Source organism: Streptomyces sp. NPDC018947 (assembly GCF_044390505.1).
GTDB lineage: Bacteria > Actinomycetota > Actinomycetes > Streptomycetales > Streptomycetaceae > Streptomyces.
Genome location: NZ_JBIRZD010000013.1, coordinates 183334 through 205797, shown reverse-complemented (window position 1 = coordinate 205797; position 22464 = coordinate 183334). Strand labels below are relative to the sequence as shown.

The following is a 22464-nucleotide window of genomic DNA, read 5'->3' as shown; positions in this document are numbered from 1 at the left end:
GACAACCGGTCCGCCCCGCGGAACGCAAGCGCCCCCCACGCACCCGCCAGAGCCGACCTACCCTTGCTGCCTTCCGGCCCTGGGGGAGTTCAGTCAGATAGCGCCGCGTGAGGGGCTGCGCACAGGCTACCTGATCCGAGGGCCGGGAACGAGTTCGCAAGCACTCTCCGACGTCATGTAATGTTTGCCGCGGAGGATTCGCCTAGAGGCCTAGGGCGCACGCTTGGAAAGCGTGTTGGGGGCAACCCCTCACGAGTTCGAATCTCGTATCCTCCGCCAGTGCCTCACCGGGCACGATGTCGAAGGGCCCCCTGGAAACAGGGGGCCCTTCGACGTTGTCGGGTCCCCTCGGAGGCGTCGCCGTACGTGTCGTGTGCCACAGAGGCGTCGGCCGGGGCTACCAGACCCGGTAGACCTGCCCCGTCTGCGCGCCCTCGATCGAGCGGACGTACGCCGTCGCCACCCTGGCCGCCGGGACCGTCTCCATGCCGGGGAAGAAGGGCCCGTAGGCGGGGAGGGACTCCTCGGCCACCGTCGGGCTCACCGCGTTGATCCGCTGCGGCGGGAGTTCGATCGCGGCGGCCCGCACGAAGGCCTCCACCGCGCCGTTCGCCGCGGACGCGGCCGCCCCCGCCACGATCGGCTGCTCCGCGATGATCCCGCTGACCAGCGTGAACGAGCCGTTCGGGGCCACGTGCCGGGCACCCTGGCGGACCAGCTCGAACTGGCTCAGCGCCTTGCCCCGGAACGTCGTCGTGAAGTCGTCGGCGGTCAGCTCGCCCAGCGGCTTGAACACGGCGTCGCCCGCCGCGACGGCCACCGCGTCCAGCGCGCCGGCCTCCTCGTAGAGCCGGGCCACCGCCTCGGGGTCGGTGACGTCGGCCACGAGATCGCCGCCCGAGCGGCCCACGCCGATCACCTTGTGCCCGCGTTCCGTGAGCGCCTCGCGCACCGCGCCGCCGAGTGTGCCGCCCGCGCCGACCAGAAGAATCCTCATGACCCACCGTCCCCGGCCCGCCACCGCGAGCCGAAAGCAGAAACCGAAAGAACCATGCCGCTGCCCGGTGAGTCCTCAGGACCACCGGAGCCGGTCGGCGTCTTTGACGCTACGGAGCGTCGCCCGGATCCCGGAAATGCCGTCTGCGCAGCGTCTATGCTCCACAGGCATGGATGATGTGGAGCTGCGCCATCTCAGGGCCCTGCACGCGGTGGCCGACGCGGGCACCATCACGGCGGCGGCGTCCCGGCTGCACATGACGCAGCCGGCCCTCTCCCGCACCCTGGCGCAACTGGAGTCGCGCGTCGGGGTCGGGCTGGTGGACCGCTCCTCCCGCCACCTCGCCCTCACCCCGGCGGGGACGACGCTGCTCGGACACGGGCGGGCGATCCTCGCCCACCTGGACGCGGCCCTCGCCGACACCCGTGCCGTCTGCCGTCCGCTGCGCGTCGGTTACACCTGCGCGGTACTGGGCCGGCAGACCGTCCCCCTGCTCCGCTCCTGGCGGCGCGCGCACCCCGACGTCCCGCTCGACGTGGTCCGGCAGGACAACAGCACCGCGGGTCTGGCCACCGGCGACACCGATGTGGCGGTGCTGCGGACCGCGCCCGCCGATCCGCTCATCCGCAGCGAGGCCCTCTACACGGAGGACCGGATCGCCGCCCTGCCCGACGACCACCCGCTCGCCGACCGGGACGAGGTGCGGCTGGCCGAGCTCACGGCGCGACCGGATCTCCCGCTGGCCCTGTGGCCGGACACGGGCACCGCCTCGCCCGGCCTGTGGCCGCCGGAGCAGCGCCCGGAGCGGACGGTCGAGGTGGGCAACGTGGACGAGTGGCTGAACCTCATCGCCGCCGGCGGCGCCTTCGGGCTCGGCGCGGCGGGCACGGCGGAGAGCCACGGCCATCCCGGGGTGCGCTTCGTACCGGTCACCGACGCCCCCGCCGCCACCGTCTACCTGGCCCGCCCGGCCCACCCCACGCACCCGCGTACGGAGGAGTTCCTCGCGGCGGTCCGGGAGGTGGTCAGCGGCTGAGGGCCACCCCGTCCCCGCCCCCGGCTCGGGCCAGGACCCTGTTCCGTCTCGGCGCGCTCACCCGGTCCACCCGACGCCGCTGACGGGGAGGGTGAAGGTGAGCCGCGGCTCGGGCACGGCGGCCAGGCCGCCGCCGGGGCCGAAGACGACGGCCTGGACCGTGTCGTCGCCGGGCGGCCCGGGTCCGGAGTGATCTGGACCGTGCCCCGCGCGCCGGAGGCCCCCACGGCGAAGGGGACCGTGGTGACGGACGCGGACGCCGTCCCGCTCACTGGACCGGCGGCGGGCCGGTGCGGTCAGCCGGGGAAGGCCGTCTCCCGGCGCAGGAAGGCCAGTTGGGCCCGCTTTTCCGGCAGGTACACCTCCGGCAGGTCGACCTCGGGCAGGACCACGGCCGGTCCCGCGGTGAAGCCCTGCTTGACGAAGCGGGCGATCGCCTTGTCGTTGCGCACGTCCGGGTCGACCACGATCCGCGTCCGGCCGAGGCCCGCCAGGACGTACTCCACGACGACCCGGGACAGCGCGGCGGTCCAGCCGGGCCGGGCGCCCCGGGTGCCGGCGGGGGCGAGCAGCAGGTGGACGCCGATGTCCCCGGGCTCGACGTCGTAGCACTCGCTCACCCGGTCGGCCTCCGGCTCGTAGGTCTGGAGCAGCGCGACCGGCTCGCCGTCCTTCACCATCAGGAAGGCGTGGTGGGTGTCGAGGGTGGCCATGTGGGCGTAGACGCCCTCGACCTGATCGCGGGTCAGGCCGTTCATGCCCCAGAAGGCGGCCCGCTCCTCGCTCACCCAGGAGTGGAGGAGCGCGGCGTCCGCGGCGGCGTCGAGGGGCAGGACGCGGACGGTGCCGAAACCGTCGAGCACCTGCTCGTGGACGGCGGCGCGGGACGCGTAGGGGGTCGGGTTCGGGTCAGACATCGGTCTCCTTCGTGAGCCGGTCGAAGTCGGTGACCACCGGGGCGAGTTCCCCCGCGAGCCACAGGGGGAGCTGGTCGTGGTGGTGGGGGGAGCCGGGGACGCCCGAGGCGCCGTGCGGGACCACCCAGAGGCTGTCCTGCCGGTCGGCCAGGTCCCAGACGTACCGGGCGGCCGGGCCGCGCGCGGCGCGGTCGGTGAGGCCGGGGACGGCGGAGGTGCACAGCACGCAGTCGTGGTCGCCGGACAGGCCGGGTTCCCGCGCGGCCGCGTCCGGCAACGCCCGCCAGGGCGCGAGGCGGTGCGTGTCGCCCCAGGTGCCGGGCGGGTCCCCCGCGGCCACCTCCTCCAGGGCCGCGCGGACGGCCTCGGCGCGGTCGACGCCGTACAGGTCCTCGGCCCGCAGCAGGTGTTCGAGGGCGTAGGCGACGCGCGGCGCGAGCGCGAGCCAGGGCAGGAAGATCTCCGGGTAGGCGGGCGGCACGGCGGCCGGGGCGAGGGCCGGGTGGGCCGCCAGGCGCCGTACGAGCGCGCCGCGGACGGCCGCGTACGCCGCCGCGTCCGTGCTGGCGGCGTCCATGTGCCGGTCCCAGGCGAGGAGGCGGTCGCGCAGGGCGGCCGCCCGGGGGGTGAGGGCGTCGAGCTCCGCCAGGCGGTCAAGGAGCGGTCCTGCGGAGGCGAGGTGGGTGTCCATGTGGACGGCGGGCATGTCGGCGACCGACCAGTGGTCCTTCCCGGCGAGCAGGGCGGCGATGCGCTCGGCGCGGTGCGGCGGGGCGAACTCGACACCGAGGGGGGCGGCCGGTCCGCGCTGGTTGGCCATCACGGCGACGCCGTCGGTGAGGCCCGCGCGGGGCGTCTCGTGCCAGCCCCGCCACTCGTGCCCGGGCTCCCAGGCGGGCACCAGGCGTACGCCGTTGGCGGCCGCGCGCACCGGCACCCGGCCCGCGACCCGGTGCAGCAGCCCGCCCTCGGTGTCGGCGGCCTGCACGACGTTGACCGGCTCGGCCCAGGCGTCCAGGGCGCGGTCCACGTCGGCGACCCGGCGGGCCCGCAGCAGCGGCAGCAGGGCGCCGAAGCCGAGGTCGCCGGTGACGCGGGGCGGGTAGCGCAGGCTGAGGGCGACGGGGGTGCCGTCGTCCAGGCCCTCGGGCCCGCCGGCGATCACCGGGCCGCGGTCGGTCTCGACGACCTCGACCTCGACCGTCTCCTCCCCCGCCACCCGGATCCGCTCCGTGTGCCGGGCGGCCCGGCGCCAGACGCCGTCCGGGCCGAGCGCCTCGACGCCGGCGCCGGTGCGGCGCAGCCGTTCGCGGTACAGGTCCTGGTAGTCGGCCATGGCGTTGGTGATGGCCCAGGCGACCGTGCCGGTGTGGCCGAAGTGGGCGATGCCGGGGACCCCGGGGACGGCGAGGCCGACCACGTCGAACTCCGGGCAGGACAGGTGGATCTGCTGGTAGACGCCGGGATCCTCGATGAAGCGGTGCGGGTCGCCGGCGATGACCGCCCGCCCGGTCGTCGTCCGCTCCCCGCTCACCAGCCAGCCGTTGCTGCCGGCGGTGCCGGGGCCGTCGGTGGCGAACAGGGCGACGGCGTCCGGGCCGAGGTGCCCGGCGACGTGCTCGCGCCAGAGCTTGGCGGGGAACCCCGCGAAGAGGATGTGGGTGCTGAGCCAGACGGCGAGCGGCGTCCAGGGCTCCCAGCGGCCGGGGGCGAGGCCGGCCCGCGCGAACTCGGGGGCGGGGGCGTCCCCCTCGAGCGACTCGTTGACGCCGTCGACGTACGCCCGTACCCAGGCGGCCGTCTCCGGGTCCCCCTCCTCCAGTGCCGTGAAGCAGCGGCGGGCGGTGTCGGCGAGCAGGGCCCGGCGGGCGAAGCGGTCCCAGGGCAGGGCCTCGGCGCCGAGGAAGGACGCCGAGGTCCCCTGCGCGCGGTGCCGCTCGACCTCCAGTTGCCAGCCCCGGTCCCGGGCGGTCACGCGGCCCTGGGCGCGGGCGAGTTCGCGCACGCCGTCCGCACGCAGGTGCGGGATTCCCCAGGCGTCGCGGTAGATCTCTGCGCTCACCCCTGTGCCCCTACTTCCCTTTAGGTTAGGCTCACCTAAGTCGTACTCGTGGCGGAATCGTACGCGAAGGGTGAGGAAGCGATGGGGCAGGGGCGGGGCTGGGAGGGCGCGGTCCTCAAACTGATGCGTGCGAAGGACTTCACGCTGACCGTGACGGACGCCGAGGACGTCACCCCGCACTACCGGCGGCTGCGCCTGTCCGACGGCGGGCTGCTGGCGGCGGCCGGCGTCCACCCCACGATGTGGGTGCGGCTGTGGTTCGAGAACGCGGGCAAGCCGCACCAGCGGGCGTACACGCTGGTCGACCCGGATCCGGCGACCGGCACCTTCGGCATGGAGTTCGCCCTGCACGAGGGGTGCGCCAGCGACTGGGCGCGGGCCGCCGAGCCCGGCGACACCATCGAGGCGACCGTCCAGGGCACCGGCTTCCAGCACCCCGACCCGGCGCCCTCGCGGCTGTTCGCCGTGGCCGACGCGGCGTCCCTGCCGGCCCTCAACTCCCTCCTCGACGCCCTGGACACGGTCCCGGCGACCATCTGGTTCGAGGGCGGCACCGAGGGCCTGCCCCTGCGCACCGACCCGGCCCGGCACGAGCTGCGCGCGGTCCCGCGCCGCGACGCGGGCGCCCACCTGGTCGCCGAGGTGAGGCAGGCCCTGCCCGGACTGCTGCGCGCCACCCCGGACCCGTACGTCTGGATCGCCTGCGACACGGCGACGACCCGGACGCTGTCCTCCTACGTCCGCAAGGACCTGGCCCTGGCCAAGCAGCGGGTGAACGCCCTGGGGTACTGGCGCGCGACCTGAGCCGGCACGCGCGATCATCGGGGCATGGACGTCACTCTTCACCTCGCCCAGGACCCCGAGGCCGACGAACTCCTCGGCCGCAGTCCCCTCGCCGCCCTGGTCGGCATGCTGCTGGACCAGCAAGTCCCCATGGAGTGGGCGTTCAAGGGCCCGTCGACCATCGCCCGGCGCATGAACGCGGAGGACCTGGACGCCCACGACATCGCCGCGTACGACCCCGAGGCGTTCGCGGCCCTGCTCTCCGAGAAGCCCGCCGTGCACCGCTACCCCGGCTCCATGGCGGGCCGCATCCAGCAGCTCTGCCGGTACCTCGTCGAGACCTACGACGGTGACGCCGAGGCCGTCTGGCGGGGCGTCGGCACCGGCAAGGAGCTGCTGAAGCGGCTCCAGGAGCTGCCGGGGTTCGGCCGGCAGAAGGCGCAGATCTTCCTCGCCCTGCTGGGCAAGCAGCTCGGCGTGCGGCCCGAGGGCTGGCGCGAGGCGGCGGGCGACTACGGCGAGCCCAAGTCGTACCGCTCGGTCGCCGACATCACCGGCCCCGAGTCGCTGACCAAGGTCCGCGCGCACAAGCAGGAGATGAAGGCGGCGGCCAAGGCGGCCAAGGCCGCGAAGACGGCCGGGAAGTGAGCGGGGGCGCCCGACGTCCGCCGGGCGGACCGCCCCGGGTGGCGGACCGGGCGCGGGCGTCCCCAGCATGGACCATGACCGAGCCACCGAGCGGCGCCCCGAGGGGCCCGGAGTACGACGACCGCGGTGTGCACGCCCGGCGCGCCGCCGCACCCTCCTCCCCCGGCCCCGCACCGGGCGGCGGCCGGTACGAACCCGAGCCGCCCGTCGAGGGGCCGCTGCACCTGCTGGCCCGCGCCGCCTGGCAGGCGGTACTGTTCACCGGCATCGCCTCCCTGGTGCTCGGCGTGCTGGTACTGGTCTGGCCGGACGCGACCGTGGCCGTCGCCGGTGTGCTGTTCGGCCTCTACCTCGTCATCAGCGGCGTCCTCCAGCTCGCGTCGGCGTTCGGCACGCACAGCAGGACCTCGCTGCGCGTCCTCGCCTTCGTCAGCGGCGCGGTGTCGATCCTGCTGGGACTGTTCTGCTTCCGCGGCCCGCTGCAGTCGGTGCTGCTGCTCGGGCTGTGGATCGGCATCGGCTGGCTGTTCCGCGGCATCACGCAGACCGTGGCCGCCGCCCACGACCCGGCGATGCCCGCACGCGGCTGGCACGTCTTCCTCGGCGTCGTCACCGCCGTCGCCGGCATCGTCCTGATCGACTCGCCGGTCGAGTCGGTCACCGTCCTCACCGTCATCGGCGGCTGGTGGCTGGTGGTCGTCGGCGTGGTCGAGATCGTCACGTCCCTGGGCATCCGCGCCCGCGCCCGGCAGCTCCCGCACACCGTGTGACCGGCGCCCGCGCCCGCTCCTACGCCGAGCGGGCGGATCTCGCCCCGGCGTGCGGGACGGCGTGCGCCGGGCGGGGACAGCATCTGACGTGAGCCCCGCACCCCACTCCGCCGCCGCGGACCGCGCCCGGCGCGCCGGACGCCGCCGCGGGTGGGCGCGGGCGCTGGTCCTGCTGCTCGCCCTGCTCGTGCCGTGCGCCCACGCGCAGGCCGGGATCCCGGCGACGCCGTCCGCGGTGGCCGCCGCCGAGAGCGGCCCCGGCGGCACGCCCGCCGAGTACGACCACCTCGACTCTGCCCAGCGCGCACCGGCGCGCGCCGACCGGCGCTGCGCCCCGCCGCGCCGGACGAACCTGCCCGCCCGCGCCCCGCGCGCCCTGCGCGCCCGTACCGACGGGCGTCGCGCACCGCACGCTCCGCCGCACACCCCCCGCGGCACGCGCTCCGTGGTCCTGCGCTGCTGACCGGTCCGGCCGCACCGGTCCCGCAGCCCCCACGGAACACGGAACAGGAGCACAGCCATGCCCCACGACCCCTACGCCGTCCTGCGCGCCCTGCTGCGCGCGGAGGCCGCCCGCCGCACCCCCGCCCGGCCCGGCCCCGCGCCGGACACGACGCGCCAACGGCCGCTGCCCGCGGGCGAAGAGCGGCGGGACTGACCGGGGAACCCCGGCCGCCGGTCCCGGTGGGGCGCCCGCACGGCCGCCCCACCGGGACCCTCTTCCCGTTTGCCCTTGTTTACGGCGTCTTTTCCGAAACCGCACCGCGCCGCCATGGCTGCGCCACCGACGCCGGGGCCGGTAGGCTTTCCGTGTGATCTTCAAGCGCATCGGAAACGGCCGGCCGTACCCCGACCACGGCCGGGAGAGCACCCGGCAGTGGGCGGACGTCGCGCCGCGCCCGGTCCGCCTCGATCAGCTCGTGACGACCAAGGGCCAGCTCGACCTGGAAACGCTCCTCGCCGAGGACTCCACGTTCTACGGGGACCTCTTCGCGCACGTCGTGAAGTGGCAGGGCGACCTGTATCTGGAGGACGGCCTCCACCGCGCGGTCCGCGCGGCGCTCCAGCAGCGCCAGGTGCTGCACGCACGCGTCCTCGAACTGGACTGACCGGGCCCCCGGCGGCCCCCGCACCGGCCCCCGCGCGCTCGCGGATTGCCCCATTCGGGTTGCATTCCACCGAACTGCGGAACACCGACTGATCATCTAATAGGCATCGCCGCCCCGGCGCACTACGCTGCGCCCATGAGCATGCTCACTCCCCCTGGTATGGGCGGCCAGTACAAGATCACGGGGGACAGGTACCCGCGGATGCGACCGGCCCGGCGACGCGGCAGGCTCGCGCTCGTCGCCGTCGCCTGCGCCACCGTCCTCGGGGTGCTCGGCTGGGGCACGCTCCAGCTCGTCGACGTCTTCACCGGCGGCGACAAGGCATCGGCGGCCGGTTCGGCGACGGACTGCCGACCCACCGCGAAGGCGGGCGCCTCCGCCTCGCCGGCCGCCGTGCCCGTGCCGAAGCCGGGGCAGGTCACCGTCAACGTCCTGAACGCCACCACCCGCAGCGGCCTCGCCCAGCAGACCGCCGACGAGCTGAAGAAGCGCGGCTTCCGCATCGGTGAGGTGGGCAACGCGTCCGAAAAGTACGACAAGAAGGTCGCCGGCTCCGGCGTGCTGCTCGGCCCGGCCGCCGCCCTGAAGACCTCGCTGCCCGTGCTCGGCACCCAGCTCCCCGCCGCCGAGCGCCGCACCGACGCGGCCCGCAAGGGCGCCGTCGTCGACCTGATCATCGGCGACGGCTTCAAGGGACTGCAGCAGCGGGCGGCCGCCGACGCGGCGCTGACACGGCTGTCCGCGCCGCAGCCGGCCTCCGCCGCGGACAAGAAGGGCTGCTGAGCGGCCGCGGGGACGAGCGGCGGACGCCTACTCCGCCGCCCCGTACATCCGGTCGCCCGCGTCGCCGAGGCCCGGCACGATGTAGCCCTGGTCGTTGAGGCGCTCGTCGACCGACGCCGTCACGACGGTGACCGGGGTGCCGGCCAGCTCGCGCTCCATCAGCTCGACGCCCTCGGGGGCCGCCAGCAGCACCACGGCCGTCACGTCGTCGGCACCGCGCTTGATCAGCTCCTGGATGGAGGCGACCAGCGTGCCGCCGGTGGCCAGCATCGGGTCCAGGACGTACACCTGACGCCCGGAGAGGTCCTCCGGCATCCGCGTCGCGTACGTGGAGGCCTGGAGCGTCTCCTCGTTGCGGATCATGCCGAGGAAGCCCACCTCGGCGGTCGGCAGCAGCCGGACCATGCCGTCGAGCATGCCGAGGCCCGCGCGCAGGATCGGCACCACCAGCGGGCGCGGGTGGGAGAGCTTGACGCCGGTGGTCTGCGTGACCGGCGTCTGGATGTCGACCTGCTCGGTGCGCACGTCGCGCGTGGCCTCGTAGGCGAGCAGGGTGACCAGCTCGTCGGCGAGACGGCGGAAGGTCGCGGAGTCGGTGCGCTGGTCGCGCAGCGTGGTGAGCTTGTGGGCGACCAGGGGGTGGTCGACGACGTGGAGACGCATGTCCCCCACAGTAGCCGGGCCCCGTCGGCCGGGCGTCTCGCGGGCGGGCAAGCCCGCCCGGCAGGCCCTTCACCCGCCCGCTGGAGTCAAACCGCCCGGCCGGGGGAAGGTGGGAGGCACCGACGCGGGGTGGTGAGACTGTGCCTGACCGGGACCTTCACGAGGCCGCGTCCCCGGGCGAGGAGCCGGGGACGCGGCGCGGCGCGGACGCGGAGCGCCGCACGGGAGCGGACACGGAGGCCGAGCGCCGACGACGCCGGGCGCAGTTCCTGCGCGACCTGGCGGAGGCCCGGGAGCTGCGGGACCGCGTCCAGCCGCGCCGCGCCAAGGCCGCCCGGCTGCGCCACGCGATGCGCATGCGCACCTTCCGCTGGTAGCCCGCCCAGCGCCCGTCGGGGGAAGATCCCGCGCCGCGCCGACGGCACGGGAACGGGTGTGCGCGGGCACGGGGCAAAGCCGCGTACGATCCGCGAGTGGCGGCAAGGACTGCGCCGCCGGATCCGGCACGGACACCCGCGCCCGGAACCGCGATCAAAACGGCCGGACACAGGGCGCCGAAGACGTCCCCCGAAAGCCTTGTTTCTGCCACGATTCCGAGTGGGTGGGGCTCGGAGCACCGCTTGCCCCACCGCAACATCCGCCGGGGGGATCCCCAACCGGCACGCCTATGACCAGTGGGAGAGTCACGGTGTACTTCGCCGCACTGCTCGCGCGCACCGAAGACGGGTGGGAAGCGAGCGACACGGAGCTCGACGATGTGGAGACCCTGTCGGATCTGGCCGACCTGGCCCGGGAAGCCTCTCCCGACGAGGACACGGTGCTCGTGCTGATCGAGCAGGAGGACGCGTGGTTCGGAGTCGTCCGCGTGGACGGCGAGGAGGATCCGCGCATCTACGTCTCCGACGCCGCCGCGGCCGCCCGCAGCAGCTACGGGGAGATCCTGCTCACCGACGAGCTGCTCGGCCGGGAGCCCGGTGACGACGGCACCGACCTCGACGCCCTCGACCTCGACGGCACCGAGGACGGTGAGCCCGACGACGACGATGCCGACGGCGGCGACGCGGAGGCCGGCTCCGGCGATTCCTCCGTGCCGCACGGCCCGGTCGGCGACGCCGAGGTCCTGGAGGATCTCGGCGTGAGCGAGAAGGAGCTGCGTTCGATGTCCGGGGACGCGGTCGGCGAGATCGCCGAGGCGCTCGGCGCCTCCGAGGTGCTGGAGACGGTCCGCTGACCGCTCCGATCGAGAAGGGCCCGGCCGGCCGGGTGCCGCCGGGCCCGCAGGCCGGACCGGCGGACCCGGTGCGCGACCCGTGGCGGCCCGCCATGCGGCTCGCTCTGGCCGAGGCCGCGCACGCGGCGGAGGGCGGGGACGTCCCCGTCGGCGCCGTCGTGCTGGCCCCGGACGGCAGCACCGTGCTGGCGGCCGGGCACAACGAACGCGAGGCCACCGGCGACCCGACGGCCCACGCGGAGGTCCTGGCGATCCGCCGGGCCGCCGCGCGGCTCGGCGACCGGTGGCGGCTGACCGGCTGCACGCTGGTGGTCACCCTGGAGCCCTGCACGATGTGCGCGGGCGCGCTGGTGCAGTCCCGGGTGGACCGCGTCGTCTACGGCGCCCGCGACGACAAGGCGGGCGCGGCCGGCTCCCTGTGGGACGTCGTCCGCGACCGGCGGCTCAACCACCGGCCCGAGGTGATCGAGGGCGTGCTCGCCGAGGACTGCGCCCGGCTGCTCACGGACTTCTTCCGCGACCGCTGACCCCGCCCGCCGGGGGCCGGATACCGATTTCGGTCCACGCCGCACTGTGCTGTAAGGTCTCTCTCGGTAGCGTGTCCGAGCGGCCGAAGGAGCTCGCCTCGAAAGCGAGTGTGGCGCAAGTCACCGAGGGTTCAAATCCCTCCGCTACCGCCGAAGAAGGGCCCGGTCCATCGGACCGGGCCCTTCGCCTTTTCCGGGACGGCCCCGCCGCCGGTCACCGGCACGAGGCATTGATCGCACACGGGAGCGGACGGCTACACTCACCGCCGGTAGCGCAGAGTCCGAGGAAGTCCCAGGGGGAGGCCGCGGTGGCGGTGAACGCGAAGAAGATCGCCGTCTACGTGCTCGTGGTCTTCGTGCTGTACGTGATCATCACGGACCCGGCCAAGGCCGCAGACTATGTCCAGATCGGGTTCCAGGGCATCTCGGACGCCGCGGGAGCCGTCGGTGACTTCATGACCTGGGCCGCCAACGGAGGAAAGTGATGATTCGTCACCTGGTGCTGTTCAAGCTCAACGAGGGCGTCGAGCGTGACGACCCGCGCGTCGTGAAGGGCGTCGAGGCCTTCCGGGCCCTCGGCGGCCAGATCGAGGACCTGCGTTTCTGGGAGTGCGCCTGGAACATCAGCGACCGCCCCATCGCCTACGACTTCGCGATCAACTCGGCCGTGGACGACGCCGCCGCCCTGCGCCGCTACCTGGAACACCCGGCGCACCAGGCGGGCGTCGCGCTGTGGCGGGAGTTCGCCACCTGGGTGATCGCCGACTACGAGTTCTGAGGCACCGCGCACCCCAGCCCCTCGCCGGGAACGGCGGGGGGCTGGCGCGTGCCTGGGCGCCCTGACGCCTCACGTGTCCGCAATACCCTCAACACGGCGTTATGCGGTGCTTGCACACAGTGCACATGTCTTGTGATGCTATGACCGCTTTTGACGGAGAGTTGACTGATGAGTTGACGGATCACGAGGTGGAGTTGACCGTGCCGGCCAGTACTGCGCCTCAAGCACCGCCCGCACCGCCCGCGCAGGACCAGGAGCCGGCCGCGCGGGACGCCGCACCGCCGCGCAGCCGGGGCGCCGACACCCGGGCCCTGACCCAGGTGCTCTTCGGCGAGCTGAAGCAACTCGAGCCCGGTACGCCGGAGCACGACCGGGTGCGCGCGGCGCTCATCGAGGCCAACCTCCCGCTGGTGCGCTACGCCGCCGCGCGCTTCCGCTCCCGCAACGAGCCGATGGAGGACGTCGTCCAGGTCGGCACCATCGGGCTCATCAACGCCATCGACCGCTTCGACCCGGACCGCGGCGTACAGTTCCCGACCTTCGCCATGCCGACGGTGGTCGGCGAGATCAAGCGCTACTTCCGCGACAACGTCCGCACCGTGCACGTACCGCGCCGGCTGCACGAGCTGTGGGTGCAGGTCAACAGCGCGACGGAGGACCTGACGACCGCCTTCGGGCGCTCCCCGACCACCGCCGAGATCGCCGAGCGGCTGCGCATCGGCGAGGACGAGGTGCTCTCCTGCATCGAGGCGGGGCGGTCGTACCACGCCACCTCGTTGGAGGCCGCCCAGGAGGGCGACGGGCTGCCCGGGCTGCTCGACCGGCTCGGCTACGAGGACCCCGCGCTGGACGGGGTCGAGCACCGCGACCTCGTCCGCCATCTGCTGGTCCAGCTCCCGGAACGGGAGCAGCGCATCCTGCTGCTGCGTTACTACAGCAATCTGACCCAGTCGCAGATCAGCGCGGAGCTCGGCGTCTCCCAGATGCACGTGTCGCGGCTGCTGGCGCGCAGTTTCCAGCGGCTGCGGTCCGCCAACCGGATCGACGCGTAGTCTGAAAAACAACCCAGCACGCAATCGAAAGCATGACCGGGGCATCACCGGTGAGAGCGAATCGTCCACCAGGGCCGTAGCGCCGGATTCGGGCCGACGGCCCGTCAGACCCCCTCTCGGCAGGGGGTTTTCGCGTTTAGGATGTCGACATGTCACTACAGCGCGTTGCCGACATGTGACATTCTGCCGGAAGCGCGTTTGCCGGAGCTCCGGCTCCGGTATTCAGGTGAAGGCTGCGTTCCCACCGTGGGGGCGTGCGCCGCGACCGTCCCGCGACCCAAAGGGGGTGGCATGTCCGCAGACCAGGGCAGCTCGAAGGTGCTCGCGCTCGCGGAGAGCGAGACCGCGTCCGACGCTCTCCAGGCGCTCGGCCCCATCGATGACGTCCCGACCCTCGACGCCGTGCCGGCTCAGGCCCTTCCGGAGGCCGAAGCCCCGGCGCCGGCCGACTCGGCGAACATCGACACCCGCACCCTGTCCCGCTCCCTGTTCCTGCGGCTCGCCGCCCTCGACGAGGACAGCCCGGAGCGCGCCTACGTCCGGGACACCCTGATCGAGCTCAACCTCCCGCTGGTGCGCTACGCCGCCGCGCGCTTCCGCTCCCGCAACGAGCCGATGGAGGACATCGTCCAGGTCGGCACCATCGGCCTGATCAAGGCGATCGACCGCTTCGACTGCGAGCGGGGCGTGGAGTTCCCGACCTTCGCCATGCCGACGGTCGTGGGCGAGATCAAGCGGTTCTTCCGGGACACCTCGTGGTCGGTGCGCGTCCCGCGCCGGCTCCAGGAGCTGCGCCTCGCCCTGACGAAGGCCAGCGACGAGCTCTCCCAGAAGCTGGACCGCTCCCCGACGGTCGGGGAACTGGCCGCCGTGCTGGGCGTCTCCGAGGAGGACGTCGTCGACGGCCTCGCGGTCGGCAACGCCTACACCGCCTCCTCGCTGGACTCCCCCGCCCCGGAGGACGACGGCGGCGAGGGCTCGCTGGCGGACCGCCTCGGCTACGAGGACACGGCGCTGGAGGGCGTGGAGTACCGCGAGTCCCTCAAGCCGCTGCTGGCCAAGCTGCCGCCCCGGGAGCGGCGGATCATCATGCTGCGCTTCTTCGCCAACATGACCCAGTCGCAGATCGGCGAGGAGGTCGGCATCTCGCAGATGCACGTCTCCCGGCTGCTCACCCGCACCCTGTCGCAGCTCCGCGACGGCCTGATCTCGGACTGAGCCCGCCCCCACGACAGCACGGCGACCGCCGCGGCCCCTCGCAGGGTGCCGCGGCGGTCGTGTCGTACAGGGGTGCCGGTGTCCGGTCCTACTTCAGCGCCAGCCAGGCCACGGCCGCGACGATCACCACGGCGGCCACGATGCCGACGATCAGGCCGATACGGGGTCCCGAGGAGGCCACGGGGTCCGCCTGCCGGGACTGGGGGGCGCCCTCGTCGACGAACGCGCGGAACATCTGGGTGCTGCCTGCGGGGTCGTAATTGCCCTGGGGGCCCTGGTTGTTCGCCATGGCCCGAGACCCTAGCGAATCCACGGGGACGGCCCAAGTGCGGGGCCGCCCAGAGACGTTGCCCCTGGTCACCGGCCTTCACCTGGGCGTTTACTATCGCAATACTTGCCTTTGCCAACTTTTTGTCCCGGGGGCCCCGGTTTTGTTTGCCTGTAGCAACCAACCGCTCCTATCGTTGCCCTAAGCAACAAATGCGGGAGGTGCGCATGGCCGAGAAGGCGCAGTACGAGGAGCTGATCCGCCAGTTCAGCGCCTTCGGCGCCGTGAAGCGCGAGCTGGGCCGGATCCTGCCGGCCGACTGCCCCGGGGGCTCCGCGGCCGTACTGACGCTGCTCGGCCGTCACGGCGACATGCGCATGAGCAAGCTCGCCGAGCTGCTCGCCGTCGACATGTCGGTGACCAGCCGCCATGTCGCCCACATAGCCGAACGGGGCTGGATCGAACGCTCACCGGACCCGGCGGACAAGCGCTCGCGCATCCTGCGCCTGACGCCCGCCGGCCAGGACGTGCTGGACGACCTGTCCGAACGGACGACCCAGCTCCTGGCCCACCGCCTGAGCGACTGGACCGACGAGGAGGTCGGCCAGCTCACCCGGCTCATGACCAGGCTCAGGGCGAGCTTCGACGACTGCCGGGCCGCACACGCCCGGCCCGCCGCACCACCCGCGGTCGCACAGACCACCCGTACACCCGCGATCACCACGTAAGCAAAGGAAGTCCATGGCAACGACCACACCAGCCGGTGTGCGGGCTCATGCCAAGCACGGGGGAGGCCCCGCCGGAGACACTCCGATGTCGCACCGGCAGATCATGGAGGCGCTGTCCGGGCTGCTGCTCGGCATGTTCTGCGCCATCCTGTCCTCGACCATCGTCACCAACGCCCTGCCCGAGATCGTGGGCGACCTCGGTGGCGGCCAGAGCGCCTACACCTGGGTCGTCACCGCCTCGCTGCTGACGATGACCGCCTCGACCCCCCTGTGGGGCAAGCTCGCCGACCTGGTCAGCAAGAAGGCCCTGGTCCAGATAGCCCTCTGCGTCTTCGTCCTCGGCTCCGTCGTGGCCGGTCTGGCGCAGAACCCGGCGATGCTCATCACCGCGCGCGCCATCCAGGGTCTGGGCGCCGGCGGTCTGTCCGCCCTGGCCCAGATCATCATGGCCGCGATGATCTCCCCGCGTGAGCGCGGCCGGTACTCCGGCTACCTCGGCGCGACCTTCGCCGTCGCCACCGTCGGCGGCCCGCTGCTCGGCGGCGTCATCACCGACACGAGCTGGCTCGGCTGGCGCTGGTGCCTGTACGTCGGCGTGCCCTTCGCCATCATCGCGCTGATCGTGCTGCAGAAGACCCTGCACCTGCCGACCACCAAGCGCGAGGTCAAGGTCGACTGGGCCGGTGCCTTCTTCGTCACCGCGGCCGTCTCCCTGCTGCTCATCTGGGTCACCTTCGCCGACGACAAATACGACTGGATGTCGTGGCAGACCGGCGCCATGGTGGGCGGCGCGATCGTCCTGACGCTGATCTTCCTCTTCGTCGAGTCCAAGGCGAGCGAGCCGATCATCCCGCTGCGCCTGTTCCGCAACCGCACCATCGCGCTGGCCTCGCTGGCCTCGTTGTTCGTCGGTATCGCGATGTTCGCGGGCACCGTCTACTTCAGCCAGTACTTCCAGCTCGCCCGGGACAAGTCCCCGACCATGTCGGGCGTCATGACCATCCCGATGATCGGCGGCCTGTTCGTCTCGTCCACCGTCTCCGGTCAGATCATCACCAAGACCGGCAAGTGGAAGGGCTGGCTGCTGGCCGGCGGTGTGCTGCTGACCGCGGGTCTTGGCCTGCTGAGCGGCATGCGCTACGACACCCCGTACTGGCACATCGGGGTCTTCATGGCCCTGATGGGTCTCGGCGTCGGCATGATGATGCAGAACCTGGTGCTGTGCACGCAGAACCAGGTGGCCCCGAGCGACCTGGGTGCCGCGTCCTCCGTGGTGACCTTCTTCCGGTCCCTCGGCGGCGCGGTGGGCGTCTCGGTGCTCGGCTCGATCATGTCCACCCGGATCAGCCACTACGCCACCGACACCATCGGGCAGCTCAGGCCCGAGGAGCAGATGGCGGCCGGCAAGGCCATGAGCACCGGCCAGATCCCGGACATGGACCTGCTGCCCGCGCCCATCCGCACCTGGCTGGAGAGCGCCTACGGGCACGGCATCGCCGACATCTTCCTGTACGTCGCGCCGGTCGCCGCGCTGGCCTTCGTCACGACGCTGTTCATCAAGGAGGTGCCGCTGCGCACCACCGGTGCCCTGGCCCAGGCGGCCGAGTCCGCCTCCGTGACTGCTTCCCCGGCGGCCCCGGCCCCGGCCGAGGCCACCCGGGTCGCCGCCGAGCCCGTCCCGGCCGCGGTCGCGGCCACGCAGGCCGCCGACACCGCCGAGCAGCCGGCCGCCACGCAGCGGCTCGCCGCGGTCGCCACGGCGGCCGGCACCGAGGCGCCCGTCTCCGGCGGCATCCCGGTCCGCGGCTTCGTCCGCGGCGCCGAGTCCGCGCCCGTCGGGCAGGCCGCCGTCACGCTGATCTCGCTGGCGGGCCGGCAGCTCGGCCGCTCGGTCGCCCAGTCCGACGGCTCGTACGCGGTCGACGCGCCGGGCGCGGGGTCGTACGTCCTGATCGCCTCCGCCGACGGCTTCCAGCCGCAGGCGTCCACGATCGTCGTCAACGACGAGCCGGTCGCCTACGACATCCTGCTCAGCGGCACCAGCGGGCTCACCGGCCTGGTGCGGTCCGCGGAGGGCGGGCAGCCGGTCGAGGGCGCCATGGTGATCGTGACCGATGTGCGCGGTGACCTGCTGGCCACCGCCGCCACCGGGGAGCAGGGCGAGTTCTCCCTCGCCGAGCTGGTGCCGGGCACGGTGACCGTCGCGGTGAACGCCCCCGGCCACCGGCCGCGCGCCCTGCCCGTCGAGGTCGGCGGCACCGACGTGACCCACGTCGAGATCGAGCTGCGGGCGGGTGCCCAGGTGCAGGGTGTCGTGCGGGCGCCGCACGGCCCGCTGGCCGACGCCCGCGTGACCCTGGTCGACGCGGCCGGCAACGTGGTCGGCTCGGCCACCACCGGCACGGACGGCGCGTACGCCTTCACCGACCTGGACGCCGGTGAGTACACCGTCATCGCGACCGGCTACCCGCCGGTGGCGACGGCGCTGACGGTCGCCGGCCAGGGCGTCGACGGCCACGACATCGAACTCGCCCACCCCGGCGAGTAGCGGAATCCCGGCCCGTGGCGGCCGGCGCGCTCCGAGCGAAGGCGCGCCGCCGCCACGGGCCGGTCTCTTTTTGACCGGTATATGAGGCTTATCGGGCCCATGCAGACCCATGGGCCCGCTGTGGGGAGAACAGGGGACAAGGGATGGGACTGACCGCGAGGATCCGCACCCGTGACGGATGGGCCGTGTCGCACGCGGTCGTCACGGTGACCGACATGACCGGCGCGCAGGTGCTGCGCGCCGAGGCGGACGCCGAGGGCACCGTCCGGGACACGACGGAGCTGGCGCCGGGGGCGTACACCGTCATCGTCACGGCCGTCGGCTACGCGCCCGCCGCCTCCAGCGCGATCGTGACCGCGAGCGGCCGGGCGGAGGTGGGCACCGTGACGCTGGCCCGGCAGGGCGGCACCGAGCTGCCCCCGCCGGGGCCGTGGACCATCGACCCGGCACACTCCAGCGTGGCCGCGGTCGCGCAGCACCTGGGCATCTCCAGCGTGCACGGCCGGTTCACCGACTTCGCCGGCACGGTCGAGATCGCGCCGGACGACGTCACCAAGTCCCGCGTGGAGGCGGTGATCAGGGCCGCCTCCATCGACACCGGCAACGGCATGCGCGACACCCACCTGCGCTCCGCGGACTTCCTGGACGTCGAGCGCTTCCCGGAGATCACCTTCCGGTCCACCGGGGTGACGGGGGCCGGCTCCGACCGCTGGACCGTCCACGGCGAGCTGGAACTGCACGGCGTGGTGCGTCCCGTCGACCTGGACCTGGCCTACCTCGGCACCGGCGCCGACCCGTGGGGCGGCACCCGGGCGGCGTTCCGCGCGACCACGGAACTGCGGCGCGAGGACTTCGCCATGAACTACAACCAGGTCCTCCAGGCGGGCATCGCCGCCATCGGCACGACGCTCAGGGTCGAGCTGGACGTCCAGGCCGTGCAGGGGGAATCACTGCCGGCGGCGTGAGGCTCCGCCGGACGCCCGGGCCACCAGTTCGTCGCACAGGTCCCGGAGCTTGATGTTCGTGTGCTGCGAGGCCCGGCGCAGCCGCTCCAGGGCCCGTTGGGCGTCGATGCGCTCCCGGGCCATGAGGATGCCGACCGCCTGGTCTATGACGCTGCGCGAGAGCAGGGCGGTGCGCACATCGGCCGCGGAGGACTGCTGCCGCTCGATGCGCAGCGCCTCGTTGACGGCATCGGCGGCCCGCACCGCGAAGGCGCGGGCCGCCTCGCGTCCCCCGTCCAGGGAGCGGGGTTCGAGGCCGTAGAAGTTGAGCGCAGCGCCCGTCTCGCCCTCGACGCCGAGCGGCAGCGCCAGCACGCAGCGCACCCCGGTGGCCAGCGCGTACTCCGTGTAGGCGGGCCAGCGCGTCTCCTCGGCCAGGTCCGCGGAGTACCGGGGCGTCTGCGTCTGGGCGGCGTCCACGCACGGTCCGGAGCCGTTCTCGTACTGGCGCAGGTCCAGGCCGCTGGGCAGGCCGGTGCTGCCGGCGAGGGTCATCAGCCGGTCGGCGCGGCGCACCGTCACCGAGCAGGCGGCGGCGCCGGGCACCGCGCGCACCGCCCGGTCGGCCAGATCGCGCAGCAGGGTGTCGAGGCCCTGGCTGTGTGCCAGTGCCTGGTCCAGCGTCTCGGGGCTCTCGGGAGTCTGTGCGGTCATGCCCGTACGGATATCCCGTCGGCGCCCTTCGACGCCTGGTCAGCCGGAGGCGCCGTGCGTGTCGACGATGCGGCGGGCGAGGTCGCGGAGTTTGACGTTCTCCCGCTGCGAGGCCTTCACCAGGGAGTCGAAGGCGCCGGCCGCGTCGATGGACATGCGCTCCATGAGGATGCCGGTGGCCTGGCCGATCAGGTCCCGGGTGCGCATGGCCTCGGTGAGCTGCTCGCGCACGGTCGCCGAGTCCAGGGCGAGGCTGACGTGCGCGGTGAACAGGCGGCCGATGCGGGTGGCGTCGTCGTCGAAGGCGCCGGGCTTGCGGGCGTAGGCCGTCAGCACGGTCATCCGGCGCCGGTCGGCGCGCAGCCGCAGGAACAGCGCCGAGCGCAGGCCGAGACCGGACAGGGCGTTGCCGCCGCCGTCGGCCTCGCTGTCCTCTATCCGCACCACGGGCGTGCTCCACAGGCGCTCCCAGTCCGGGTGCGGCTCACGGCCGCCGTGGCGGGCCTCGGCGGAGCGGACGACCTCGTCGGTCCAGGCGAGGGTGCGGCGTCTGCTGCCGCGGTCGATCTCCGAGATGCCGGCGTGCTCGGCGCCGGGCATCAGGTCCACGGCCAACTCGACAGCGGTGCGCAGTGTGTTGTCCGTGGTGCCCGTCTCATGGAGCTGACGGGCCGCCGTGGTCAGAGCCTCGGCCAGCTCGAAACCCACCGGAAAACGCGGCAAATCAGTAAATTCGGACGCAGCCACCACGAACCTCTTCGGCATGCACGGTCACGTGACCGTGCGCAGGAGAGCTCCGCAGCACATTCCCGACTGCGAGCACAGGACGAACAGCACTTTAGCTGCTCGGTTGCGCGCCGGTGACGCCCGGCCGACGGAGCGGGCGGGCACCTTTCGTGGCCCGCCCCGGCATGGTGGAATGGTGGACGGGTCAGGAAGCGGCCCTGCCGGATGCCTTACGGACGTCTGTCAGGTGAGTGATGTGCCCTTCCCGCCCCAGCCCTGCGACCCATACGATCCGCCCGGCCGTACGGTCCTCTCCCTGCCCCCGGAGATCGATTTCTGCAACGCCGAGGGGCTGCTGCCCCTGATCATGACCGTGGCCGACCACTCCGACGGGCTGCGCCTCCTCGTCCTCGACCTGACCGGGACCAGCTTCATGGACTCCCAGGGCGTCCGTCTGGTCGACGAGGTGCGCCGGCGGCTGTGCGGCCGGGCCGGGCTGCGGGTGGTCGCCCCCGCGGGGAGCGTGCCGAGCCGCGTCCTGGAGCTGTCGGGCCTGCGCCGTGACGTGCCGGTCCACGACAGCCTCGACGAGGCGCTCCGGCCGCTGGGCGGTCCCCCGGCCTAGGCTGGCGGCATGGCACCGAACATCGCGACCAACACCCGCGTCTCCCTGGACGAGTTGCTGGACTTCGTACGCCCGCGGCACCGCGCCGTCCTGCTGACCCGGCGGTCCGACGGCGGTCCGCAGGGGTCGCCGCTGACCTGCGGGGTCGACGACTCGGGCCGGATCGTGGTCTCCACGTACCCGGAGCGGGCCAAGACGCGCAACGCCAAGCGAGATCCGCACGTCAGCCTCGTCGTGCTGAGCGACGAGTGGAACGGGCCCTGGGTGCAGATCGACGGGACGGCGGAGGTGATCGACGCGCCCGACTCCGTGGAGCCGCTCGTGGAGTACTACCGCACCATCGCCGGCGAGCACCCCGACTGGGACGAGTACCGGGAGGCCATGCTCCGGCAGGGAAAGTCGATCATCCGGGTGACACCGCTGAGGTGGGGGCCGGTGGCGACGGGCGGCTTCCCCGCCCGGCTCGCGGCGGACGACTGACGGGGCCCGCGGGCCGGGACACCGCCTAGGCGCGTTCCACCATCGCCTCGATCCCCGCGATCAGCAGATCCAGGGCGAAGTCGAAGTCCCGGTCCAGCGTCTCGGCCACGCTCTCGCCGCCGCGGGCCGCCATGATCTCGCGGGACTCCTCGAGGACGTGCGCGGTGTCCGGGGACTCGTTCACCTGGGTCACGGAGCGCCTGACGTACTCGTCCGGGCTCAGGCCGGTGTCCGCGGCGCGGGTGAGGAAGTGGCCCTCGACGGTGCCGTAGCCGTAGACGAACTGGAAGACGGCCGAGATGGCGCCGGTCATGCCGTGCGCGGGCAGGCCGGTGCGGCGGATGACGCGCTGCACGGCCCGGGAGAACGCCTGCGCGTTGGGGCCGATGTTGAGATAGGTGCCGATCAGCGGGGACAGCCAGGGGTGACGCACCAGCAGCGCCCGGTTCTCCCCGGCCAGCGCCCGCAACTGGTCGCGCCAGTCCTCGTCGGCGTCCGCACCCGGCAGCCGCAGCTCGCCGAAGACCCGGTCCAGGGCGAGTTCGAGCAGTTCGTCCTTGGTGTCGACGTACCAGTAGACGGACATCGCCGTGACGTTCAGCTCCGCGGCCAGGCGGCGCATGGAGAACTTGGCCAGGCCCTCGGCGTCCAGCAGCCGCACGGTGACCTCGGTGATGCGCCCGCGGTCGAGCCCGGACGGCTGTCCGCCGCCGCGTCCGCTGCGGCGGGCCCCGCCACCGATCCAGACACTGGCCCGCTGCGCCTGCCGGCCTGCCTTCGCCATGCGTACATTCTCCTCGACTCGTCGGACACCGGTCGTGCCGGGCGCCCCGTGAGCGGCGCGGGGAACCGCGCGC

The 22464-nt window shown here is 73.3% G+C and carries 28 protein-coding genes, 2 tRNA genes and 1 other RNA gene; 22 read left to right on the top strand and 9 right to left on the bottom strand.

Annotated features, from left to right (window positions below; genetic code table 11):
• Positions 1 to 21: 21 nt before the first annotated feature.
• Positions 22 to 120: signal recognition particle sRNA small type (gene ffs / locus ACH499_RS24605), an RNA gene on the bottom strand.
• A 71-nt stretch (positions 121 to 191) separates the two neighbouring features.
• Here ffs and ACH499_RS24600 point away from each other — a divergent pair.
• A tRNA-Ser gene (locus ACH499_RS24600) sits at positions 192 to 279 on the top strand.
• 118 nt (positions 280 to 397) lie between these two features.
• On the opposite strand, the gene ACH499_RS24595 is transcribed toward ACH499_RS24600, so the two are convergent.
• On the bottom strand, positions 398 to 997 hold the full coding sequence (locus ACH499_RS24595; protein ID WP_399018356.1) for a short chain dehydrogenase: 600 nt from the start codon (positions 995 to 997) through the stop codon (positions 398 to 400).
• Positions 998 to 1166: 169 nt separating this feature from the next.
• On the opposite strand from ACH499_RS24595, the gene ACH499_RS24590 reads away from it, so the two are divergent.
• Positions 1167 to 2033, top strand: coding sequence for a LysR family transcriptional regulator (locus ACH499_RS24590; RefSeq protein ID WP_399018354.1), 867 nt, complete (start codon positions 1167 to 1169; stop codon positions 2031 to 2033).
• 296 nt (positions 2034 to 2329) lie between these two features.
• Here ACH499_RS24590 and ACH499_RS24585 read toward each other — a convergent pair whose 3' ends face one another.
• On the bottom strand, positions 2330 to 2950 hold the full coding sequence (locus tag ACH499_RS24585; RefSeq protein WP_356199135.1) for a GNAT family N-acetyltransferase: 621 nt from the start codon (positions 2948 to 2950) through the stop codon (positions 2330 to 2332).
• Positions 2943 to 5012 carry a penicillin acylase family protein gene (locus ACH499_RS24580; protein ID WP_399018352.1) on the bottom strand — a complete coding sequence of 690 codons (2070 nt, stop codon included), beginning with the start codon at positions 5010 to 5012 and terminating at the stop codon, positions 2943 to 2945. Before ACH499_RS24580 ends, ACH499_RS24585 begins: the two co-directional genes overlap by 8 nt.
• Before the next feature lie 81 nt (positions 5013 to 5093).
• Between ACH499_RS24580 and ACH499_RS24575 the strand changes: the two genes are divergently transcribed.
• The 7 genes from ACH499_RS24575 (at position 5094) to ACH499_RS24545 (ending at position 9105) form a co-directional block, all read left to right on the top strand.
• Positions 5094 to 5816 carry a siderophore-interacting protein gene (locus ACH499_RS24575; RefSeq protein ID WP_356199131.1) on the top strand — a complete coding sequence of 241 codons (723 nt, stop codon included), beginning with the start codon at positions 5094 to 5096 and terminating at the stop codon, positions 5814 to 5816.
• 24 nt (positions 5817 to 5840) lie between these two features.
• Positions 5841 to 6443, top strand: a complete 603-nt coding sequence (locus ACH499_RS24570) for an HhH-GPD-type base excision DNA repair protein (protein WP_356199129.1) — start codon at positions 5841 to 5843, stop codon at positions 6441 to 6443.
• A 74-nt stretch (positions 6444 to 6517) separates the two neighbouring features.
• Positions 6518 to 7213 (top strand): HdeD family acid-resistance protein, encoded by a 696-nt coding sequence (locus tag ACH499_RS24565; protein ID WP_356199127.1) that lies wholly within the window; start codon positions 6518 to 6520, stop codon positions 7211 to 7213.
• Between the two features lie 88 nt (positions 7214 to 7301).
• Complete coding sequence (locus tag ACH499_RS24560; protein WP_399018349.1) at positions 7302 to 7676, top strand: hypothetical protein; 375 nt, start codon at positions 7302 to 7304, stop codon at positions 7674 to 7676.
• Positions 7677 to 7733: 57 nt separating this feature from the next.
• Positions 7734 to 7871 carry a hypothetical protein gene (locus tag ACH499_RS24555; RefSeq protein WP_356199123.1) on the top strand — a complete coding sequence of 46 codons (138 nt, stop codon included), beginning with the start codon at positions 7734 to 7736 and terminating at the stop codon, positions 7869 to 7871.
• 154 nt (positions 7872 to 8025) lie between these two features.
• Positions 8026 to 8322 carry a type II toxin-antitoxin system VapB family antitoxin gene (locus ACH499_RS24550; protein WP_003999914.1) on the top strand — a complete coding sequence of 99 codons (297 nt, stop codon included), beginning with the start codon at positions 8026 to 8028 and terminating at the stop codon, positions 8320 to 8322.
• A gap of 159 nt (positions 8323 to 8481) precedes the next feature.
• Positions 8482 to 9105, top strand: a complete 624-nt coding sequence (locus ACH499_RS24545; protein ID WP_356199196.1) for a LytR C-terminal domain-containing protein — start codon at positions 8482 to 8484, stop codon at positions 9103 to 9105.
• A 27-nt stretch (positions 9106 to 9132) separates the two neighbouring features.
• Here ACH499_RS24545 and upp read toward each other — a convergent pair whose 3' ends face one another.
• The gene (gene upp / locus ACH499_RS24540; protein ID WP_356199122.1) at positions 9133 to 9768 is read right to left on the bottom strand and encodes a uracil phosphoribosyltransferase; all 636 of its coding nucleotides are present in this window, start codon (positions 9766 to 9768) and stop codon (positions 9133 to 9135) included.
• A gap of 140 nt (positions 9769 to 9908) precedes the next feature.
• Between upp and ACH499_RS24535 the strand changes: the two genes are divergently transcribed.
• The 8 genes from ACH499_RS24535 to ACH499_RS24500 all read left to right on the top strand — a co-directional run bounded on the left by ACH499_RS24535 (position 9909) and on the right by ACH499_RS24500 (position 14574).
• The gene (locus ACH499_RS24535) at positions 9909 to 10145 is read left to right on the top strand and encodes a hypothetical protein (RefSeq protein WP_356199120.1); all 237 of its coding nucleotides are present in this window, start codon (positions 9909 to 9911) and stop codon (positions 10143 to 10145) included.
• Between the two features lie 311 nt (positions 10146 to 10456).
• A complete protein-coding gene (locus ACH499_RS24530; protein WP_356199195.1) occupies positions 10457 to 10999 on the top strand; it encodes a hypothetical protein in 543 nt (180 codons plus the stop codon).
• Between the two features lie 92 nt (positions 11000 to 11091).
• On the top strand, positions 11092 to 11526 hold the full coding sequence (gene tadA / locus ACH499_RS24525; RefSeq protein ID WP_356199119.1) for a tRNA adenosine(34) deaminase TadA: 435 nt from the start codon (positions 11092 to 11094) through the stop codon (positions 11524 to 11526).
• Between the two features lie 65 nt (positions 11527 to 11591).
• Positions 11592 to 11676: transfer RNA gene (locus ACH499_RS24520), tRNA-Ser, on the top strand.
• A 158-nt stretch (positions 11677 to 11834) separates the two neighbouring features.
• Entirely contained in the window at positions 11835 to 12011 is a 177-nt protein-coding gene (locus ACH499_RS24515; protein WP_077801305.1) for a hypothetical protein, read from the top strand.
• Positions 12011 to 12304 (top strand): Dabb family protein, encoded by a 294-nt coding sequence (locus ACH499_RS24510; protein ID WP_356199118.1) that lies wholly within the window; start codon positions 12011 to 12013, stop codon positions 12302 to 12304. Before ACH499_RS24515 ends, ACH499_RS24510 begins: the two co-directional genes overlap by 1 nt.
• Positions 12305 to 12444: 140 nt before the next feature.
• Positions 12445 to 13356: an RNA polymerase sigma factor SigF gene (locus ACH499_RS24505; RefSeq protein ID WP_356199116.1), complete on the top strand. Its 912-nt coding sequence runs from the start codon at positions 12445 to 12447 to the stop codon at positions 13354 to 13356.
• 291 nt (positions 13357 to 13647) lie between these two features.
• Positions 13648 to 14574 (top strand): RNA polymerase sigma factor SigF, encoded by a 927-nt coding sequence (locus ACH499_RS24500; RefSeq protein ID WP_356199115.1) that lies wholly within the window; start codon positions 13648 to 13650, stop codon positions 14572 to 14574.
• Positions 14575 to 14662: 88 nt separating this feature from the next.
• Here the strand turns inward: ACH499_RS24500 and ACH499_RS24495 are convergent, their stop codons facing one another.
• Positions 14663 to 14863, bottom strand: a complete 201-nt coding sequence (locus ACH499_RS24495) for a hypothetical protein (protein ID WP_356199113.1) — start codon at positions 14861 to 14863, stop codon at positions 14663 to 14665.
• A gap of 206 nt (positions 14864 to 15069) precedes the next feature.
• On the opposite strand from ACH499_RS24495, the gene ACH499_RS24490 reads away from it, so the two are divergent.
• The 3 genes from ACH499_RS24490 (at position 15070) to ACH499_RS24480 (ending at position 19083) form a co-directional block, all read left to right on the top strand.
• Positions 15070 to 15570, top strand: coding sequence for a MarR family transcriptional regulator (locus ACH499_RS24490; protein WP_356199112.1), 501 nt, complete (start codon positions 15070 to 15072; stop codon positions 15568 to 15570).
• A gap of 13 nt (positions 15571 to 15583) precedes the next feature.
• Positions 15584 to 18118 carry an MFS transporter gene (locus tag ACH499_RS24485; RefSeq protein WP_399018346.1) on the top strand — a complete coding sequence of 845 codons (2535 nt, stop codon included), beginning with the start codon at positions 15584 to 15586 and terminating at the stop codon, positions 18116 to 18118.
• A 143-nt stretch (positions 18119 to 18261) separates the two neighbouring features.
• The gene (locus ACH499_RS24480) at positions 18262 to 19083 is read left to right on the top strand and encodes a YceI family protein (protein ID WP_399018344.1); all 822 of its coding nucleotides are present in this window, start codon (positions 18262 to 18264) and stop codon (positions 19081 to 19083) included.
• Here ACH499_RS24480 and ACH499_RS24475 read toward each other — a convergent pair.
• Together ACH499_RS24475 and ACH499_RS24470 are read right to left on the bottom strand one after the other, a co-directional pair.
• A complete protein-coding gene (locus ACH499_RS24475) occupies positions 19066 to 19776 on the bottom strand; it encodes a GAF and ANTAR domain-containing protein (RefSeq protein ID WP_356199107.1) in 711 nt (236 codons plus the stop codon). The genes ACH499_RS24480 and ACH499_RS24475 overlap by 18 nt on opposite strands.
• 39 nt (positions 19777 to 19815) lie before the next feature.
• Positions 19816 to 20541: a GAF and ANTAR domain-containing protein gene (locus ACH499_RS24470; protein ID WP_356199106.1), complete on the bottom strand. Its 726-nt coding sequence runs from the start codon at positions 20539 to 20541 to the stop codon at positions 19816 to 19818.
• A 217-nt stretch (positions 20542 to 20758) separates the two neighbouring features.
• Between ACH499_RS24470 and ACH499_RS24465 the strand changes: the two genes are divergently transcribed.
• A complete protein-coding gene (locus tag ACH499_RS24465) occupies positions 20759 to 21127 on the top strand; it encodes an STAS domain-containing protein (RefSeq protein WP_399018401.1) in 369 nt (122 codons plus the stop codon).
• Between the two features lie 9 nt (positions 21128 to 21136).
• Complete coding sequence (locus tag ACH499_RS24460) at positions 21137 to 21607, top strand: PPOX class F420-dependent oxidoreductase (RefSeq protein WP_399018342.1); 471 nt, start codon at positions 21137 to 21139, stop codon at positions 21605 to 21607.
• A 25-nt stretch (positions 21608 to 21632) separates the two neighbouring features.
• Here ACH499_RS24460 and ACH499_RS24455 read toward each other — a convergent pair whose 3' ends face one another.
• On the bottom strand, positions 21633 to 22391 hold the full coding sequence (locus ACH499_RS24455; protein ID WP_356199103.1) for a TetR/AcrR family transcriptional regulator: 759 nt from the start codon (positions 22389 to 22391) through the stop codon (positions 21633 to 21635).
• Positions 22392 to 22464: the final 73 nt, after the last annotated feature.

Bases quoted from the DNA above. Each gene is read 5' to 3' on its own strand.
- ACH499_RS24490 (WP_356199112.1), top strand. From the start codon at position 15,070: ATGGCCGAGAAGGCGCAGTACGAGGAGCTGATCCGCCAGTTCAGCGCC.
- ACH499_RS24555 (WP_356199123.1), top strand. From the start codon at position 7,734: ATGCCCCACGACCCCTACGCCGTCCTGCGCGCCCTGCTGCGCGCGGAG.
- upp (WP_356199122.1), bottom strand. From the start codon at position 9,768: ATGCGTCTCCACGTCGTCGACCACCCCCTGGTCGCCCACAAGCTCACC.
- ACH499_RS24480 (WP_399018344.1), top strand. From the start codon at position 18,262: ATGGGACTGACCGCGAGGATCCGCACCCGTGACGGATGGGCCGTGTCG.
- ACH499_RS24590 (WP_399018354.1), top strand. From the start codon at position 1,167: ATGGATGATGTGGAGCTGCGCCATCTCAGGGCCCTGCACGCGGTGGCC.
- ACH499_RS24585 (WP_356199135.1), bottom strand. From the start codon at position 2,950: ATGTCTGACCCGAACCCGACCCCCTACGCGTCCCGCGCCGCCGTCCAC.
- ACH499_RS24575 (WP_356199131.1), top strand. From the start codon at position 5,094: ATGGGGCAGGGGCGGGGCTGGGAGGGCGCGGTCCTCAAACTGATGCGT.
- ACH499_RS24485 (WP_399018346.1), top strand. From the start codon at position 15,584: ATGGCAACGACCACACCAGCCGGTGTGCGGGCTCATGCCAAGCACGGG.
- ACH499_RS24470 (WP_356199106.1), bottom strand. From the start codon at position 20,541: ATGCCGAAGAGGTTCGTGGTGGCTGCGTCCGAATTTACTGATTTGCCG.
- tadA (WP_356199119.1), top strand. From the start codon at position 11,092: ATGCGGCTCGCTCTGGCCGAGGCCGCGCACGCGGCGGAGGGCGGGGAC.
- ACH499_RS24570 (WP_356199129.1), top strand. From the start codon at position 5,841: ATGGACGTCACTCTTCACCTCGCCCAGGACCCCGAGGCCGACGAACTC.
- ACH499_RS24500 (WP_356199115.1), top strand. From the start codon at position 13,648: ATGTCCGCAGACCAGGGCAGCTCGAAGGTGCTCGCGCTCGCGGAGAGC.
- ACH499_RS24460 (WP_399018342.1), top strand. From the start codon at position 21,137: ATGGCACCGAACATCGCGACCAACACCCGCGTCTCCCTGGACGAGTTG.
- ACH499_RS24505 (WP_356199116.1), top strand. From the start codon at position 12,445: ATGACCGCTTTTGACGGAGAGTTGACTGATGAGTTGACGGATCACGAG.
- ACH499_RS24475 (WP_356199107.1), bottom strand. From the start codon at position 19,776: ATGACCGCACAGACTCCCGAGAGCCCCGAGACGCTGGACCAGGCACTG.
- ACH499_RS24545 (WP_356199196.1), top strand. From the start codon at position 8,482: ATGGGCGGCCAGTACAAGATCACGGGGGACAGGTACCCGCGGATGCGA.
- ACH499_RS24565 (WP_356199127.1), top strand. From the start codon at position 6,518: ATGACCGAGCCACCGAGCGGCGCCCCGAGGGGCCCGGAGTACGACGAC.
- ACH499_RS24595 (WP_399018356.1), bottom strand. From the start codon at position 997: ATGAGGATTCTTCTGGTCGGCGCGGGCGGCACACTCGGCGGCGCGGTG.
- ACH499_RS24455 (WP_356199103.1), bottom strand. From the start codon at position 22,391: ATGGCGAAGGCAGGCCGGCAGGCGCAGCGGGCCAGTGTCTGGATCGGT.
- ACH499_RS24510 (WP_356199118.1), top strand. From the start codon at position 12,011: ATGATTCGTCACCTGGTGCTGTTCAAGCTCAACGAGGGCGTCGAGCGT.
- ACH499_RS24495 (WP_356199113.1), bottom strand. From the start codon at position 14,863: ATGGCGAACAACCAGGGCCCCCAGGGCAATTACGACCCCGCAGGCAGC.